Consider the following 18,675-nt stretch of genomic DNA (forward strand, 5'->3'; position numbering starts at 1 on the left):
ATCCAAAATGCGTAATCGAAAAAGGTTTCTTTTACTCTTCATACTTGCTCCGTATTTGATATTTGTTTTTTCTTGTAAGGAAGAAAAAATATTAACAGATACGGAAATAAAATGGTTAGAAAAAAACGATTCTATTACAATCGCTTTATTCCCATATTATCCTCCTTATCAATTTATCAATGATAACAATACAATTGAAGGTGTTTTTATAGAGTACCTTGATTTGATCGAAGAAAAAACGGGACATACATTCAAGAAAAAATATTACTCTGATTGGCTCGAACTAATAAGTGATATCAAAAATAAAAAAATAGATATGATTCTTGAGGCACAACCAACAGAGGCTCGTAATCAATATCTTAATTTTTACTCAGGATTATTTGAAACTCCTTTTGTTATAGTAGCTTCAAAAGATACTCCTTCTGGTATTTCCTTAAACGATTTCAATAACAAAACGATAACGGTACCTACAGGATATGCTGCTGAAGAATATTTAAAGAAAAAGTACACAGGAATAAAACTTCATACCTATATAGACGAAACTACATCTTTACAAAAAGTACAAGACGGAAAACATGATGCATATTTTGGTCCAAAAACGGTTGCTAATTTTTTAATTAAAACCAAAAACCTAGATAACCTAAGTATTATCTCACAAACCAAGTATTTTTATAACCCTGGCCTTGCCATTGATAAAGATAATGAGGTTCTTAATCAGATTATCAAAAAATCAATTCATGCTATTTCTGATCAAGAAAAACAAGATATTATAGAAAACTGGTTGTATGTAAAAACTACTCCTTTTTATACACAACCAAGTTTTATTATTCCCATTATAACCTTAATAACATCAATACTTTTTATTGTTTTAGGTATTCATTTTTATCTGGGACATATTGTAAAAATTAGAACAAGAGCTTTACGAATTGCTAAGAATATTGCTGAAAAAAATGATCTATTAAAAACTGCTTTTATTAATAATATATCTCACGAGATCAGGGCTCCTATGAATACCATTATTGGCTTTTCTAAATTGCTTAAAGAACCAGAAGTAACAAATAATGAAAAGAAGAGATATATTAATTTTATTGTAAATGGCAGTAAACAACTAATTAAAAGTATGGACGACATACTTGAAATTTCAAAATTACAAACTAATCAAGTTACTCTTACTTCAGAAAAAGCAGATATGCATGCCGTTTTTGAAACCATTTTTTCTGTCTATGAAAAAGAAGCCAAGAAAAAAGGAATTTCACTTATACTTAATAATAACCTTACCGAAGATCAACGATATATACTTACAGATACTTCTAAACTTATCAAAAGTATTAGTGGACTTCTGGAAAATGCCATTAAATATACCAAAAGAGGAGCTGTACTTATATCTTGCTTGGCACAAAAAAGTACCTTAATTATTAATGTTAGAGATTCTGGAGTAGGAATTGATCCAAAAAATCAACAACTTATTTTTAAAAGCTTTTCTCAATCTGAAAATCAAATATCAAGAAAATATGGAGAACTGGGATTAGGACTTACCATTTCTAAAGAATATATAAACTTAATGGGAGGACAATTGTCTTTCTCCTCTATACCAAATAAAGGATCTACATTTAGGATAGAACTCCCCTTCTACCCTATCATAAATGAAGAAAAAAACACTTCTTATCATTTACCTCATAAAGAATCAAAAACTACCCCATACATTATTTTGATAGCAGAAGATGGGGATGTAAATTATCTAGTTTTAAAAACAATATTGTCAAAAATGGAACATTATCATTTTACTATACATCGTGCAAAAAACGGTAGAGAAGCTCTTAATTTTTGCGAAAAAAATAGTAGTATCGATCTTATATTTATGGATATGAAAATGCCAGAAATGAATGGTTATAATGCCACTCGTCTTATCAAAAGCATCTACCCTCACCTTCCTATAATTGCACAAACTGCATATACAACCAATGAAGATGTTCAGCATGTTTTTATAGCGGGTTGTGATGATTTTATACCTAAACCCATTGATCCCGCTATCTTAAAAAAAGTAATTGATAAATATTTACCTAAAAATTCTATGCAAAAATCAACAAAAAGTTTGCATCCCGTGTTTTAATATATACTACTGAGAACATTCTCAACTATAAATATATAAATGATAACACTATAAAAAGCAATTGTATCAAATTATATCATTACCTTTTTTTTAAAATAATAAATTAAAATCTATATCCAACCTTATAAATAAAATCGCTGTTTTTTGAAAGTGTTATCATTAAATAGTATCTTTATTAATGAGGAGCAAAAAAAGTAAGTGAATTTTAGCAAACGTTATGGCAAAAAAAATTCCATATCCTCTCCTTTCTATTATTATATTGATAGCTGTATTTTCTTGCTCTAAAACCGAGCTTCTTACCACTGAGGAAAAAAATTGGCTACAAAGTAATGATAGTATTACAATAGGCCTATTCCCCTACTATACTCCATATCAATTTATCAATGATAATATGCAAATTGATGGAATCCTTATCGATTACCTATCAACTATAGAAAAAAAAATTGACCATAAATTCAAAAGAAAGTTATATACTGATTGGGGGCAATTATTGGATGATGCCAAAAACAATAAAATCCAAATTGTTTTAGAAATACAACAAACTTCTAATAGAGATAACTACCTCAACTTCTATTCTCAATTATTTCAATCTAATTATACAATTGTTACAAGAAAAGATACTAACTACGGCACGGAGCTTAAAGATTTTTATGACAAGACAATCACAGTTCCAAAAGATTATGGAATTCACGAAATACTTAAAGAACATGAGAAAAAAATCAATATTGCCACAGAGGTATATGACAGTACTTGTTTAAAACAAGTAAATGCTAGAAAATATCATGCATACATAGGTCCAAAAGCAGTTGCTAACTATTTGATCAAAACAGAAAATTTCAAGGATCTTCATATTGTAGGAGAAACTGAATATTCTTATAAACCCAGCATCGCAGTTCAAAAAAGTAATGTAATGCTTAATCAAATTATATCTAAGACGGTTTATAGTATTACAGATACCGAAAAAGAAATTGTTCTTGATAATTGGTTGTATCATGCGATCACCCCTTTCTATAAAAAGACAGGTTTTTGGATTACTCTTACAGGAATGATTCTCTTATCACTTATCATTATCCTTTTACTCAATAGATATTTAAAATATATCATTAAGCAAAAAACAAAAGAATTAAACATTGCAAAAACAAAAGCAGAAGAAAGTAATAAACTCAAAACTTCATTTATCCATAATATATCTCACGAAGTACGCACACCTATGAATGGTATTATTGGTTTTTCTGAACTGCTTAATGAACCAGGAATTACTCCTGTTAAACAAAAAGAGTATACCAAGATAATTATTGACAGCAGTAATCAACTAATTAGTATTATTGATAATATTATTGAGATATCAAAACTAGAAACCAATCAAGTCAAAGTTCGTTTTGAACAAATGGATTTTAATAAGTTATTATATACTATTTTTTTGGATTTTCAGAATAAAGCTATCAGTAAAAATATTACAATACACCTAGATAATAAGTTGATAAATGATCAGGGGGTTATACTTATGGATAAACAAAAAATAAGTAGAATAATACAAAACCTAATTGATAATGCGATCAAGTTTACTACTCAAGGCACAATAATTATCTCTTGTGAACTAGTTAAAGATTCTTTGGTAATTACTATAAAAGACACAGGAATTGGTATTAAACCAGAAGATCAAGAATTAATATTCAATAACTTTTCTCAATCAGAAAAAGAGGTTACCAAAAGTTACGATGGCCTTGGATTAGGACTATCAATTGCACAAAAGAATGCTAAATTACTAGGAGGTACTATTTCTTTTACCTCAATGATCGACAAGGGCTCTGTGTTTACTGTGACACTACCATATCACCCAATACTAAAAAATGATATATTTGATGCTAATAGAACACAAATGCCTGATATTCCTATAAAACAAGTAATCTTGATCGTAGAAGATGGTGATGTTAATTTTTTATTTCTAAAAACGATATTACAAAAAATGAAAGGATACAAATTTGTAATTCATCGTGCAGAAAACGGTAAAGTTGCTGTAGAATTATGTAAAAAAAATGAACATATCGATCTTGTGCTTATGGATATACGTATGCCTATTATGGATGGTTATGCAGCGACAAAGAGAATAAAAAAAATAAGACCTAGTCTTCCTATTGTAGCACAAACGGCATATTCTACAGAAGAGGATATACAAAAAGCATTAGATGCTGGTTGTGATGACTTTGTTTCAAAACCAATAGATAGGAAACTTCTTAGGCCCATAATTAACAAGTATTTTTCTGTGTTTTCAAAATCAAAGCTTAACTAAAAAGTCTACATGTCTATCAAAAATGAATATGCAGGTTTTGTAGCTAGTGACGCTTTATGGATTGATGAAACTCTTTTTGACATCCCTATTTTTGATATACAAACAATAGCTAATACCAAGATCTCCACCAGTTATTCTAGTATTAATATTCGAGAAAATGAAGTGTTAGGCAAACGTGTAGAACATTTTTTTGAATATTTTATAACAAATTCTAATCGCTACACCTTACTTGCAAAAAACATACAGGTATTCTGTAACAAAACAACTATAGGTGAATTGGATTTTATACTTAAAGATCATCTAAATGATCATATATTACACGTAGAGTTAGTCTATAAATTTTACCTCTATAATCCGAATATAACAAATGAGCTAGAACGATGGATTGGTCCTAATTGTAAAGATACTTTACTTCAAAAAGTGCATAAATTAAAAACAAAACAATTCCCTTTACTTCAAAAAGAAGAAGCAAAAAGTGTCTTAAAAAATATACATGTAAACCCTGATGATATACAACAACAGGTATGCTATTTAGGAAACCTTTTTGTTCCTTTTTTTATGAAAAACAAAATCGTACCAAAAATCAACAACAAATGCATTATTGGGTTCTGGATAACAGCAAAAATGTTTACCTCAGCAAATTATAGTTCTTATCTTTTCTATATTCCTAAGAAGAAAGATTGGATTATAGCTCCCAAACATTGTACTACCTGGTTTTCTTATGATAGCATAATCGAGCAAGTACAACACTCTCTTATTCAAAAAAAATCTCCATTACTTTGGATAAAAAGTAATGGAGAATATTATGATCGTTGTTTTATTGTTTGGTGGTAAGAATATCTATCCTACTTTTTATTATTCTTTATAAAATATTGTAGAAGAACTCTCTCCTACCGCATCCAAGTGATATAACTTGATAATATACATTCCTCTGGCTAGTTGAGAAATATCTAGTACTTTTTGGTTTTTGTAATCTTTTATTTTATAACCATTGATATCATATATTGCTATTACAAAATCCTTATCCAAAACAGTTCCTTCTATCTCTAATTGATTTGTAGCAGGACTTGGATATACTTTTATATCGAGTTCTTTTTCTTTCTTTTTTTGAAAAAAAGGAGTCGTACTATTTTGACAATATAGAGCGCTTTGGTATGGCGTAACCAAGATAGTTTTATATACTGGATTCTTATAATACGTTGCTAGTTTTGACGCTAGCCATTTATCGTCATCTCCATTAGTCCCAATAGAACCTACTCCAGTTGTAGATCCTCCTCCCCATAAAACACTAAAAACATTCATATTGGCTAATCTTTGCAAATTAGAAATCCCCCAATCATAGCCTTTATCATTTTTTAAATGTTCCTCTATATTGTTGGCTGCATAATGCGCTTGTGTTAATGCTATACGTTTTAGCTCGGGATGTATCTTATTAATATCAGTTCCTATTCTACTATCTCCCATAAAATAAGGCCCAGAAGCTGATGAGTGATTGGCAATATCAAAATTAACTATATTCTCATCTACTGTTGGCATATGCCCTCCAGGTATCTGCCATAACATTATAGGTACATTTCCTATACGTTCGGCTATTTCTTTACAAAAAACCAGATACTTATCCCAATGTCTAGCTGTCCAAGCATAATCCTGAATAGAAACAGGACCAAAACAATCTCGTTCGTATCTATCAAAAGCGATAAAATCAGGTTTCCAGTCTCCTGTATATAATTGTAAATCATTCATAAAAAGAGCTACTTCTATTGCTTCACTAACTGGGTCATTAAATTCATTTGCATTTTCATATACCCAACGCGCAGATCCAGCAGACCATACATTTTGTTGATATCCAAATGGAATTTTACATTCTCCAACATGATGAATAAGAAAATTAATGGATTGAAAATATCCTTTTAGATCATCAGAAAAAGAGGGAATCTCATTGATATTTAAGTTTTCATCTGTAAATGCTTTTTTGATATCCTGATTTACATCGATTCTCATTGTTCGAATATTATGATCATGTCCAAAAACAACATCTTGTTGAATTGCACCAATTAGGTCAGGACTAATTACAAAAGCTCCAGGATTAGGATGATTTACATCTTCATAGGTTAACATCATTTTTATTTCTTGAATCAAATTTCTATAATGATAATACAGGTTTTGACTCTCTGTCATATCTTTTATAGCTTCTCCTGATCCACCACCACTAGCATTGGCTGTGTAATGCACCATTACAGGAAGTATAAGCTCACCTCCTTGGTTAGCTTCTAATCGTCGTGCTTGCTTGATTGTATTTATGGTTGCAGTCATAGCAGGAATTTTGCCTCTATCTCCAGCACCATCAATACCAGAGTACTTAAATAATACACTCAAAGGAGAATTCTTGAAATTATCATCAAAAGTAGCCGCTGCGTTGGTCACTGTACCATGAGATAGATATTTAGGAAACCCTTTGACTGTAAACTCATTTATAGAATAACTTGTAAAGGAAACTGGCAGTACATTAGAACCACCCGCAGACACGGTAAAATTGGTGTTATAACTAGGTACATATATCAGGTTATTGACTGTATCGGTATAAGGAGGTATGGTAACAGAATAATTTCCTTCTATAACTTGAGTTATGGTAGTAGTCCCTCCTGTAATCTGTTCGTTTCTATCAACTCCAACTATATCATTATTTTTTAGTGCAATGGTTGTAGAAACCCCATTAGGAAGGCCACTTACGGTAACTGTTATATTTTCTTTTCTTATCGTAGATGTAGTATACGGTATAGTTATCACCTTATTCGTTGTAGAAGGCAAAAAAGATAAGGGTGATGTTTCTGGATACGTACTAGTATATCTAGTATCACCTACAATAAAATCATTTGCCCATACCGCATATTGTTTATTAACTCGTAATGAGGTAGTTATTGTATCCACAACTGTCTTTGTCAACAACGTATTAAATTCATCATTCTTATAGGTTACTTGAACTGCATTGGTATCATTTCCTGTTATCATCGTTTTTACATTTGTAAATAATGAAGGTTCTCCGTTTTCTGTATAAAACCGCACGGCATTAGCTAACTCCTCATAAGAAGATGTTACTGTTTTTAAATTTATTTTTACTTTAAAACTTTCATTGGTAGATAACATAGCATCAACCCAAGAAGCTTCCGATAATCCTATGTTGATAGTATTGCGATATCGATTCCCCTCTGAGGTTTGATTCATATGTATGGTAGATGGATAAGAGATACTACCATTTGTCATAAAATTGATCAAATTTGGCACTCCATCAGATAGAAATTGGGTTTTAGAATTTCTAACGTTGATATCATTTTGTCCTGTATTTTTAACTTCGATCTCTAGGTATACATCTCCCCATGACTGAGGTGAAAAATCCATTTTTAGCTGATAAACTGCTGTTTCGCTACTATAGCTACGAATAAATGTCTGAGCATAGCCTAAAAAATTAATCAATAGGCATAAAACAAGTACTATTTTGAGTTTGTATTTCATTTTATTAGGTTTTAAGAATAGTCATTAATAACCTATTAAAATATAGATAAGTTTATAATTGATAAAAAAAAATAGCTAAGTAGTTAAAAACGACACATTTTCAGTTTATTTCTACAAAAAATATCATCTTTTTTCATAAAAAAACTCCAGTACTCTTAATAAGAAGTACTGGAGATTTTTTGATAAAATTTTAAGTCAATTTAAAAATTGTATTAGTAAGAATTAGGTTTATAAACCATTAATATAACTTCCATAAAGATCTTTAAAGCTAAAACCTTCTGATAGTCTGTGTTTACTTAATTTTTTATATTCTACCAATCCCCACAGTAAAAACTCCATTACAAAATAGCGGTCTTCTTCTTTGATATCTGGTTGGTATTTATCAATTAGTTTTTTGAGAGGAGTAATCTGATCTAGTTTCTCTTTATACTCTTTATCAGATAAATCGTCTAATAATTCAAACCCACTCTCTTCAAAAAACCAATTTATCAATTCTTGATAAGGGCTCTGATATTCCTGTTTTTCTAATTTTTCTATCTTCGGAAAATAATCTGAAAATAAAGTTTTGATAGCATTTGACAATAAAGAATAAGCAACAGAAGCTGCTCCTTCTTGTTCTCCTTCATACACTAATTCTACCTTACCTGTTATCGCAGGAACTACTCCCATAAAATCGCTCAATCGCAATAAAGTATGATTCTCTGCAGATTGTAACGCTCTATATTCTGCCGTACTTAATAAATTTTGATATGCAGTGATACTCATTCTTGCACTTATCCCACTCTTATGATCAATAAATTCACTCTCTCTTGCCTGAAAACTGATTTGTTCTATCAAATCTTTTGCCATATCAGGTACATAAACCAAATCTTCCTGCCTAGCATCTAATTTTGCTTCTTGCTGAGTTATTGTTTTTGCTATAGCTATAGTTTCTGGGTAGTGTGTAAGGATTTGTGAGCCTATTCTATCTTTTAGAGGTGTTACAATACTTCCTCTATTTGTATAATCCTCTGGATTTGCAGTAAATACAAATTGTATATCTAATGGTAGTCTAAGTTTAAAACCTCTTATCTGGATATCACCTTCTTGCAAAATATTAAACAATGCTACTTGTATACGAGCCTGTAAATCTGGCAATTCATTGATCACAAAAATACTTCTATTTGCTCTAGGAATCATTCCAAAATGAATCACACGATCATCTGCATAACTCAATTTCAAGCTAGCTGCTTTTATAGGGTCTACATCTCCGATAATATCAGCCACAGTAACATCAGGGGTTGCCAGTTTTTCTGCAAAACGTTCTGATCTGTGCAACCAAGTTATTGGTGTATCATCACCTTTATCATCAATCAAATTAGTAGCATATCTAGAAATAGGATTAAATGGATCATCATTAATTTCTGATCCTGCTACCACAGGAATCCATTCATCTAATAAATTAATCATCTGTCTGGCTAAACGTGTTTTTGCCTGCCCTCTAAGTCCCAACAAATTAATATTATGTCTAGAAAGGATGGCTCTTTCTAATTCTGGAATTACTGTGTTTTCATATCCATGAATTCCTATAAAAGATTTTTCTTTATTTGCTATTTTATTTCTTAGATTATTTCTGAGTTCATCTTTGATCGATACACTTTTATATCCCGATTCTTTTAGTTCTCCTAATGTTTTTATTGTTGTTTTTTCCATTTTTTTCTTTTGTTGCTATAGCTTTCTTTTCAAAACAAAACTGTTTATCCTCTTATTCTTTTTTTTCTATTGTTTTCGTAATCCTCAAAAATCATTTCTCCAAGGCCGTTAAGACCTGTATAAAATGCCTTACCTTGATTAGCATAGGTAAACTCTCTTACAAACTGCATTAAATATGGATCTTGTGCAATCATAAAAGTAGTTATCGGTATATGTAATTTCCTGGCCTGTTGTGCCATCATATAACACTTGTTTACAATATAACGATCCAATCCATTACTATTTTTGTAATACTGTCCATCTGGCATTCTCAAACAACTTGGTTTACCATCAGTGATCATAAAAATTTGCTTATTTGTATTACGCTTTCTTCGTAATACATCCATGGCTAATTGTAAACCTGCTACTGTATTAGTATGATATGGACCTACTTGTAAATAAGGTAACTCCTTTATTGCGATAGGCCAGGCATCATTACCAAAAACTAGAATATCCAATGTATCTTTTGGGTATCTGGTAGTGATAAGTTCTGCAAGCGCCATGGCCACTTTTTTGGCAGGAGTAATACGATCTTCTCCATATAAAATCATACTATGACTTATATCTATCATAAGTACAGTACTCATCTGGGCTTTAAATCTAGTCTCTTCTACAACAAGATCATCCTCTGTAAGATGAAGATCATCGATTCCATGATTTATTTGCGCATTTTTAAGGCTTTCGGTTATGGATATTCGCTCTAATGAATCCCCGTATTGATAGTTTCTAAACTCTCCTGAATGTTCATCTCCTTTACCTATATAATTCGTTCTATGGTTTCCTGCACCGCTTCGTTTCAGTTTTCCAAAGATTTGATCCAATGCTCTCTTACGAATTGCTTGTTCTGTCTTGGCTGTAATAGACATTTTTCCTTTTCCGTCAGGTTTAATTTCTTCACGTATGTATCCTTTCTTTTTTAAGTCTTCTACAAAATCATCAAGGGTATACTTATCATCTGTAAGTTGATATTCTTTGTCTAATTCCTTCATCCAATCTAGTGCTTCGTCTAAGTCTCCAGAAGTATGAGTAATTATTTCCTGAAAAATATCAAAAAGCTTATCAAAAGGAGATTGTTCTTCCTTCTCAAAAGCGGTAAATGCAAAACCTTTTTTAATTATTTCTTTTTTCTTTTTCATTCGCATAAATTTCTAATACCTATAAAATAGTTATATGTATTTATAAGATAAAGTTAGTACATTTTATAGAAGATAATGCCTGATTACTGATTCAAGCAGAGAGAATTAACATTTGTTTAAAAAAAATCAAAGCGAATTGACTTATCAGAACAAAGTAATCCCCTTATTAAAATTATGGTTTATTGAGTATTTCATAAAAATCAAGTAATAAATTTGAAATTTTAAGACAAATTACCATTTATTTAACATAATAATATTATAAAAAGAGCCGCTATACTCTAATTTTGTAAAACCCCTACTTATAAGATTTTTTGTAAAAGCACTACAACAACCACATATGATAATAAACCTAAACCTCAATGTGATTGCATAATATGTAAGTAACATATTGTATGTAACGCATTAAAATCATTTAGTTATGAAAAATTGTTACGTACTATTTCTCCTAGTATTTCTATCGTCTATTACGTATTCTAACATCATTTATGAAGTAGGTACACCCTCTACAAACAATCAAACCCCAAAAGATCGTAAACTCTCTGCAGAAGAAGTTCAGCAAAGAGGATTTGACCTTTTGGCTAATGAAATTATTGAAAATATTAATGAGATAGATTTACGCAAAACTGCCAGATCTGCAATTTTTGAAACATCGTATGGTTTCAGATGGAAAATGGTCAATCTACATACAGGTAAAATTATTATTATCAAAGTAGATAAGAATTTCAAACTCATCTCTGCTCGTAATAGTGATAATTCAAAAGTGATAATCCCTTAGTTACTTTTCTATAGTACTCTCTTTTTTGATTATATATGTCATTGATCATACACGGCACTATTTACATGTACCGCTATAACAAATAAAAGACTTTACATTTATCAATGAAACTATCTTTATATCATTTGAGATAAAGATTTAGCACTACTTATCTATCATATCAATTCATACATTACATAAGCATCCGTTTAACACTTTTATAATTCTCTGTATATTCCCAATATATAATTCTATCATATCCATATTTAATCAAAATAAATTTTTCACTTATAGATAATATCCTATCTACAGCTATTATCTTTTTTGAAGCTTCTTCCACTTCAACCGCTTCAGTAATTTCTTTATTTTGATCATCAAAACCATGAAGTATAATATGATTCTTAAGAGTAAGTTCTATAAATTTCATTATTTCTTGTTTTTTATTCTTTAAATGTATGTTATTTTACCTTAACATGCCTTTAAGACTTTAGCACTTTCATTTTATTTATTTTAGACCTTTCTATATCAATCACCCAAAGCGTGTTAAAATTATTTGATAAAATTGCTGATATTGCAATACCCGCCTTTTTGATTCACATACAAGATGGTACTGTTTTATCTATTAAAAACAGTACATATAATAAGCATCAAATACAATATACTATCATATTTGTATTTCTAAGAACAATGCACAAAAAGCTTTTAAGGTTCAAAATCAGCTATTATTTATTAAAAAAAATAAGCACTCGATGTGATTCTAATTAACTCACTTTCAACAAAAATGAAAAAACAACTATTTTTATTACTACTACTAAGTGCGATTTTCACACTATCTGCACAAAAGTTCTCTATGGACCTCATCAAGGATAATACTCCTCGTAATATAGGGCCAGGAGGAATGAGTGGTCGTGTGACTGCCATAGATGTAGTCACGTCTAATCCAGATATTATATATGCAGGAACTGCTTCTGGCGGACTCTGGAAATCTACCTCGGGAGGGATCAAATGGGACCCTATTTTTGATAATGAAGCTACTGCTTCTATCGGATCTGTTGCCATACAACAATCTAATCCTTCTGTCATCTGGATAGGTACAGGAGAAGGAAACCCTAGAAATAGCCTTAATGGCGGGTATGGTATCTATAAATCTCTTGATGGTGGAAAAAACTGGAAACTTATGGGGTTAGAAAAAACCCGTCATATTCATAAAGTAATCATTGATCCTACCAATCCTGATATTATATATGTTGCTGCAATTGGTTCTCCTTGGGGGGAGCACCCAGAAAGAGGGGTTTACAAAACTACCGATGGTGGAAATACATGGAACAAAATTTTATTTACCAATATCAAAACTGGAGCTGCAGACCTTGTAATGGACCCTACTAACCCCAATAAGCTCATTGTTGCCATGTGGGAACATAAGAGAGATCCTTGGTTTTTTAAATCTGGAGGAAAAGGTTCTGGCCTGTATATTACTCATGATGGAGGAAAAAACTGGGAAAAACGTACCGATAAAGATGGGCTTCCTAAAGGTGATTTGGGTAGAATAGGTTTGGCTATTGCCCCTAGTAGTCCTAATACTATCTATGCACTTATCGAGTCAAAAAAGAATGCTTTGTACAAATCTACTGATGGTGGGTTTGTTTGGAAAAAAATCAATGATAAAAACGATATCGGTAATCGTCCTTTCTATTACTCTGATATTTTTGTAGATCCTCAAAATGAAAATAGAATATACTCTATATTTACCTATGTAAATGTTTCTGAAGATGGTGGTAAGAACTTTACACAATTGATGCCAGCTTATGGTGTTGATAATGGGGTGCATCCTGATCATCATGCATGGTGGATACACCCAAATGACGGTAACTTTATGATTGATGGTAACGATGGTGGGCTTAACATTACCAGAGATAGAGGTAAATCTTGGCGTTTTATCGGTAATCTACCTGTTGCTCAGTTTTATCATATTAATGTAGATAATGAATTTCCTTATAATGTATACGGAGGTATGCAAGATAATGGTAGCTGGAGAGGTCCAGCATATGTATGGAAATCTCAAGGAATCCGTAATTCCTACTGGCAAGAAATATCTTTTGGCGATGGGTTTGATGTTGTACCAGATAAAGATGATTCTAGATACGGTTGGAGCATGAGTCAACAAGGATATGTAAGCCGATATGACTGGATTACTGGTAATAATTATACGGTACGCCCTAATCACTCTGATCCTGAGGTTAAATTACGTTTTAACTGGAATGCTGCTATAAACATTGATCCTTTTGACAATTCAACAATTTATTTTGGAAGTCAATTTGTACATAAAAGCACTGATAAAGGGATAACTTGGAAAGTTATTTCTCCTGATTTGACTACCAATGATCCTAAAAAACTAAAACAAGATGAGAGTGGCGGATTAACTATGGATGCTACAGGAGCAGAAAATCACTGTACCATTTTGGTAATCGAACCTTCTCCTCTAGAACAAAATATGCTTTGGGCAAGTACAGATGATGGCAGAGTGCATATCACCCAAAATGGAGGAACAAACTGGACAGATGTTTCTAGTAATATCAAAGAACTACCGAAAGGTAGTTGGATTGTACAAATCAAAGCTTCAAACAAAAATAAAGGCGAAGCTTTATTGGTAGCAAATGATTATAGACGATTTAACTATACTCCTTACGCTTTTAGAACTACCGATTACGGAAAAACATGGAAACGTATTGTTGATGAGAATGATGTAAAAAGTTATACTTTAAGTATTATTGAAGATCCTATAGAAAAGAATTTATTATTCTTAGGAACAGACGATGGGTTATACGTATCTATTGATGCAGGAAACAGCTGGATCAAATGGACCAAAGGATTTCCTACAGTATCTGTAAAAGACTTGGTAATACACCCAAGAGAACATGATTTGGTTATAGGGACTTTTGGTAGAGCAGCATGGGTGCTAGATGATATACGCCCATTAAGAGCATTAGCAAAAAGTACTACTATTTTAAACAAGAAACTTCAGGTTTTTGATCCGCCAACTGCATACCAAGCGGCTTATCAACAACCTACAGGTAGTCGATTTGGAGGAGATGCTTTATACAATGGAGAAAACCGTGCATCAGGAGCTCTTATATCTTATTATATTCAAGTAGAACAAAAGAAAAAAGAAATTTCAGATAAGAAGGAGGAAGAGGAAAAAGAAGATGCTATTGATGATGAAGAGAATGAAAATATAGTTAAATGGGATTCTATTTATCTTAAAATCTATGATGGTGATCGCCTTATCAGAACTTTAAAAGAAAAAACTCCTGATTCTACTGGACTTTATAAAACAAGATGGTCTATGAATGAGAAGGGAGTTGATCACCCTTCTCGCAAAATACAAAAGAAAGATACCGAACGTGGAGGAGCAAATGTAAAGCCAGGAACTTATAAATTGGTAATGGAATATGGAGATCAAAAATCAGAAACCTCTATAAAAGTAGCATCAGATCCTAGATTGACTATATCTCAAAAAAATATAGATGAGGTATATGCGGGTAGTAAAAACTTGGAAAAAATGATTCAAACAGCTGCTGATGCGGTAAAACAATTGGTAGAAAGTAAAGAAATAACATCAAAATACCAAAAGGAACTTACCACATTGGATAAGAAAAAATATAAAGAGCAAATAAAATTATCAAAAGAAGTATCTAAGAAGATTGATAGTGTAATAGCTTTTTATATTGGTAAAGAAGATAAGCGACAAGGGATCACTAGTAACCCTGAAGTTACTGTAATGGATCGTATATATAATGCAAGTTGGTATATAAGTAGCCGACAAAATGGACTGAGTGCTACAGAAAAGACCTTGATAACACAGGCAAAAGATCAATTAGAAAAAACTCTAATCAAAACCAATAACTTTTTTGCCAATGATTGGAAACCTTATCAGGAAACTATAGAAAAAATAAAAGTATCTCCATTTAAAGTAACAAAGAGTTTTAATCTAGAATAATTAACAAATTAATATACTCATGAAAAAGTTAATTTTATTTAGTTTAGGAGTGCTTCTTCTCTATTCTTGTAAACAAGAAAAAGAAAAAAAAGAAGAAGTCGTTACTCCTATAAAAATTGATCAGTATTCCATAGAACAATTTATGGATAACGAAAATGCATTTGCAAACGGGTTTTCTTCCGATAAATCCAAAGTGCTTATGACTAGTAATCGTTCAGGGATTTTTAATATGTATACTACACCAAGTCAAGGTGGTGAGTTTACTCCAATCACTAAATCTGATACAGCATCTGTGTACGGGATCTCTTACTTCCCACAAGATGACAGAATCCTATTCAGAATGGATGGTAATGGTGATGAGATTTTCAAAATATTTGTCAAAGACAGTTCTGGAATCAGGCGCCTAACTCCAGAAAAAAATGTAAGAGCGTTATTCAGAGGATGGGCAAAAGATGGAAAAAGTTTCTTTTATGCCAGTAATGAGCGAGATCCTAAATTTATGGATCATTATGAAATGAATATTACTGATTTTACATCTAAACTGATTTATCAAAATAATGATGGGATGGATTTTGGTCAAATGTCTGAAGACAGAAAATATATTCTACTCACAAAACCTATCAATACCAATGATAGAGATTTATATTTATTGAATACCGAAACCAAAGAGAAAATTAAAATTAATGATAATCTAAGCGGTAATTCGCCAGAAGATTTTTCTCCAGACGATAGCTCTTTCTATTATACAACAGATGATAATGCCGAGTTTAGCTACCTGATGAAATATAACTTAGCAGATGGTAGTAAAGAAAAAGTACTAGAGAAAAAATGGGATATTTCTGCTTTTTATTTTACAAGAAACGGAAAATACCAAGTGCTTTTTACCAATGAGGATGCAAAAACGGTTATGGAGGTTACAGAAGTAGCCACAGGTACTAAGGTTGAATTTCCATCTATTGATTACCAACAAATCAATAGTGCGCGATTCTCTAGAGATGAGACAATGGCATTGCTTAGAGTAAGTGGATCAAATACTCCAAATAATGCATACACCTATGATCTTGCTACAAAAAAACACAATAGACTTACTGATGTTTTAAACAAAGATATCAATGTAAACCATCTGGTAACCTCAGAAGTAGTACGTTTTAAGTCTTTTGATGGATTAGAAGTTCCTGCTATTTATTATAAACCCAAACAAGCTTCTGCAGACCATAAAGTCCCTGCTTTGGTATGGGTGCATGGAGGGCCTGGAGGACAATCCAGACAAGGTTTTAGTTCTATAATCCAATATCTTGTAAATCATGGGTATGCTATACTGGCTGTAAATAATAGAGGTAGTAGTGGTTATGGAAAATCATTTTATAAAATGGATGATCGAAATCATGGTGATAAAGATTTAAAAGATTGTGTTGCAGGAAAAGATTGGCTGGCTCAACAAGATATTATAAACGCCGATAAAATAGGAATCATCGGTGGTTCTTATGGAGGATATATGACCATGGCTGCACTAACCTATACCCCTGAAGAATTCAAAGTAGGGGTTAATATTTTTGGGGTAACCAATTGGTTACGAACGCTAAAAAGTATTCCGCCATGGTGGGAATCTTTTAAAGAAGCTCTTTATACAGAGATGGGAGATCCAAATACGGCAGATTCCATTAGATTACGTCAAATTTCTCCTCTCTTTCATACAGAAAAGGTTACAAAACCATTGATGGTACTACAGGGAGCACAAGACCCTAGAGTATTAAAAATAGAATCTGATGAAATTGTAGAAGGTGTCAAAAAAAATGGAGTTCCTGTAGAGTATGTTCTATTTGAAGATGAAGGTCACGGATTTGTCAAAAAAGAAAATCAAATCGAAGCTTATGGTAGAGTTTTGAAATTCTTAGACAAATACCTAAAAGGAACAAATAAAGAGGTGATCAATGATGAGAAAAATGAATCTACCAAAGTTGATTCAGAATCCTAAAAAAGCTTAAAGCTTTATAAAAAACCTTCTTCCTAGTTTTTAGGAAGGAGGTTTTTTTATCTCTCAAATTCTAATTATTTAACAAATTCTTATTTATACTCTTATACCACGATAAATTTTGTCAACCTTACCCCCTAATTCATTGCCTAATTCTTTTATGTTTTCTTACTGATATCCTTCTTAAAACAACTCTCTGAATAAAGGTACTCTACTCATAAACTGCTAAGCTATTAATGTCGTTTTTTTACAATCATATGATACATTCATTTTTCATCTTTGCAGAATAAAATATGGAAAATAATTTCTTTTTTACGGAAAATATAAAGACGAACAAACAGTTAATTGAAACTATTTAATGATAAAAAACAAGTCTTATAAACCAACATCAATACTATCAAAATACATTGATCGATTTTACATTTTTGAAAAATCGGTAAATGAGTATTTTGAACTTCCAGTCATACTTCCAGGAACTGGATTAGAATTAGTGTTTTATTTAGATAAGCCATTATCAGTAAACAACAAACAACTACCAAAAGCTCATACACTTTGCCCAAGAAAAATATCGTATTATGATAAGGAAAAAAAAGTATCGTTTTTATCCGTAAGATTTAAAAGCGGAGCTTTTAGGCATTTCAATTCAACTCCATTTTCAGAATTAAATGACAACTATTTTTCTATCCAAAATTTATGGAAAGAAAAAGCAGATAACTTGCTAAGTACTCTAGAAAAAACTCCAAAAATCGAAGTAAAAATTCAACTAATTGAATCATTTTTAATTGATATGTATAATAAATACCATAATGAGAAAAATGATACATGGGATTTAATTATTGATGAATTGTATTACAATTTTGAAAGTTACACCTTAGAAAAGTTATCTCAAAAAGCTAATTTAAGTCTTCGTCAATTTGAAAGAGGTTTTAAATCTCAATTTGGAATAACAGCTAAGAAATTTCAAAAAATAACAAGATTTCAAAATGTTATAAAAAAAATGCTACTCAATAGAGAAACCAATTATTTAAATACAATTTTAGAAAGTGGATATTTTGACCAAAGTCATTTCATTAGAGAATTTAAGTCTATAACAAATCAAACTCCTTTAGAATATTTTACTGAGAAAAATTTTGACATCAATTTTTATCATGAATCTATGAATAAAAAGTGAATGC

General features: G+C 31.3%; 11 protein-coding genes. 7 read left to right on the forward strand and 4 right to left on the reverse strand.

What is annotated here, in order from left to right; genetic code table 11:
* Positions 1 to 7 precede the first annotated feature (7 nt).
* The 3 genes from DG508_RS19710 to DG508_RS19720 all read left to right on the forward strand — a co-directional run bounded on the left by DG508_RS19710 (position 8) and on the right by DG508_RS19720 (position 5,234).
* Positions 8 to 2,110, forward strand: coding sequence for a response regulator (locus DG508_RS19710; protein WP_108869933.1), 2,103 nt, complete (start codon positions 8 to 10; stop codon positions 2,108 to 2,110).
* A 217-nt stretch (positions 2,111 to 2,327) separates the two neighbouring features.
* A complete protein-coding gene (locus DG508_RS19715; RefSeq protein ID WP_108869935.1) occupies positions 2,328 to 4,400 on the forward strand; it encodes a hybrid sensor histidine kinase/response regulator in 2,073 nt (690 codons plus the stop codon).
* 9 nt (positions 4,401 to 4,409) lie between these two features.
* Entirely contained in the window at positions 4,410 to 5,234 is an 825-nt protein-coding gene (locus DG508_RS19720) for a DUF1853 family protein (RefSeq protein WP_108869937.1), read from the forward strand.
* 21 nt (positions 5,235 to 5,255) lie between these two features.
* Here DG508_RS19720 and DG508_RS19725 read toward each other — a convergent pair whose 3' ends face one another.
* From DG508_RS19725 to DG508_RS19740, 3 genes are all read right to left on the reverse strand, one after another.
* Positions 5,256 to 7,910, reverse strand: coding sequence for a T9SS type A sorting domain-containing protein (locus DG508_RS19725; RefSeq protein WP_108869939.1), 2,655 nt, complete (start codon positions 7,908 to 7,910; stop codon positions 5,256 to 5,258).
* 228 nt (positions 7,911 to 8,138) lie between these two features.
* Positions 8,139 to 9,602: a MoxR family ATPase gene (locus DG508_RS19730; RefSeq protein ID WP_108869941.1), complete on the reverse strand. Its 1,464-nt coding sequence runs from the start codon at positions 9,600 to 9,602 to the stop codon at positions 8,139 to 8,141.
* A gap of 44 nt (positions 9,603 to 9,646) precedes the next feature.
* On the reverse strand, positions 9,647 to 10,777 hold the full coding sequence (locus tag DG508_RS19740; RefSeq protein ID WP_108869945.1) for a vWA domain-containing protein: 1,131 nt from the start codon (positions 10,775 to 10,777) through the stop codon (positions 9,647 to 9,649).
* Positions 10,778 to 11,195: 418 nt separating this feature from the next.
* Here DG508_RS19740 and DG508_RS19745 point away from each other — a divergent pair, with 418 nt between their 5' ends.
* Positions 11,196 to 11,552, forward strand: coding sequence for a hypothetical protein (locus DG508_RS19745; protein WP_108869947.1), 357 nt, complete (start codon positions 11,196 to 11,198; stop codon positions 11,550 to 11,552).
* Between the two features lie 172 nt (positions 11,553 to 11,724).
* On the opposite strand, the gene DG508_RS19750 is transcribed toward DG508_RS19745, so the two are convergent.
* The gene (locus DG508_RS19750; protein WP_103866323.1) at positions 11,725 to 11,958 is read right to left on the reverse strand and encodes a hypothetical protein; all 234 of its coding nucleotides are present in this window, start codon (positions 11,956 to 11,958) and stop codon (positions 11,725 to 11,727) included.
* A gap of 354 nt (positions 11,959 to 12,312) precedes the next feature.
* Between DG508_RS19750 and DG508_RS19755 the strand changes: the two genes are divergently transcribed.
* The 3 genes from DG508_RS19755 to DG508_RS19765 all read left to right on the forward strand — a co-directional run bounded on the left by DG508_RS19755 (position 12,313) and on the right by DG508_RS19765 (position 18,671).
* The gene (locus tag DG508_RS19755; RefSeq protein ID WP_108869949.1) at positions 12,313 to 15,528 is read left to right on the forward strand and encodes a WD40/YVTN/BNR-like repeat-containing protein; all 3,216 of its coding nucleotides are present in this window, start codon (positions 12,313 to 12,315) and stop codon (positions 15,526 to 15,528) included.
* Between the two features lie 19 nt (positions 15,529 to 15,547).
* Positions 15,548 to 17,503, forward strand: a complete 1,956-nt coding sequence (locus DG508_RS19760) for a S9 family peptidase (protein ID WP_108869951.1) — start codon at positions 15,548 to 15,550, stop codon at positions 17,501 to 17,503.
* Between the two features lie 355 nt (positions 17,504 to 17,858).
* Positions 17,859 to 18,671: a helix-turn-helix domain-containing protein gene (locus DG508_RS19765; protein ID WP_108869953.1), complete on the forward strand. Its 813-nt coding sequence runs from the start codon at positions 17,859 to 17,861 to the stop codon at positions 18,669 to 18,671.
* The last annotated feature ends 4 nt before the right edge of the window (positions 18,672 to 18,675 follow it).

This window comes from Aquimarina aquimarini, from assembly GCF_900299535.1.
GTDB classification, from domain to species: domain Bacteria; phylum Bacteroidota; class Bacteroidia; order Flavobacteriales; family Flavobacteriaceae; genus Aquimarina; species Aquimarina aquimarini.

What these genes read in the sequence shown, in the direction of transcription:
- DG508_RS19765 (WP_108869953.1), top strand. Translation starts at nt 17,859, where the DNA reads ATGATAAAAAACAAGTCTTATAAACCAACATCAATACTATCAAAATAC.
- DG508_RS19710 (WP_108869933.1), top strand. Translation starts at nt 8, where the DNA reads ATGCGTAATCGAAAAAGGTTTCTTTTACTCTTCATACTTGCTCCGTAT.
- DG508_RS19755 (WP_108869949.1), top strand. Translation starts at nt 12,313, where the DNA reads ATGAAAAAACAACTATTTTTATTACTACTACTAAGTGCGATTTTCACA.
- DG508_RS19745 (WP_108869947.1), top strand. Translation starts at nt 11,196, where the DNA reads ATGAAAAATTGTTACGTACTATTTCTCCTAGTATTTCTATCGTCTATT.
- DG508_RS19750 (WP_103866323.1), bottom strand. Translation starts at nt 11,958, where the DNA reads ATGAAATTTATAGAACTTACTCTTAAGAATCATATTATACTTCATGGT.
- DG508_RS19740 (WP_108869945.1), bottom strand. Translation starts at nt 10,777, where the DNA reads ATGAAAAAGAAAAAAGAAATAATTAAAAAAGGTTTTGCATTTACCGCT.
- DG508_RS19760 (WP_108869951.1), top strand. Translation starts at nt 15,548, where the DNA reads ATGAAAAAGTTAATTTTATTTAGTTTAGGAGTGCTTCTTCTCTATTCT.
- DG508_RS19730 (WP_108869941.1), bottom strand. Translation starts at nt 9,602, where the DNA reads ATGGAAAAAACAACAATAAAAACATTAGGAGAACTAAAAGAATCGGGA.
- DG508_RS19725 (WP_108869939.1), bottom strand. Translation starts at nt 7,910, where the DNA reads ATGAAATACAAACTCAAAATAGTACTTGTTTTATGCCTATTGATTAAT.
- DG508_RS19715 (WP_108869935.1), top strand. Translation starts at nt 2,328, where the DNA reads ATGGCAAAAAAAATTCCATATCCTCTCCTTTCTATTATTATATTGATA.
- DG508_RS19720 (WP_108869937.1), top strand. Translation starts at nt 4,410, where the DNA reads ATGTCTATCAAAAATGAATATGCAGGTTTTGTAGCTAGTGACGCTTTA.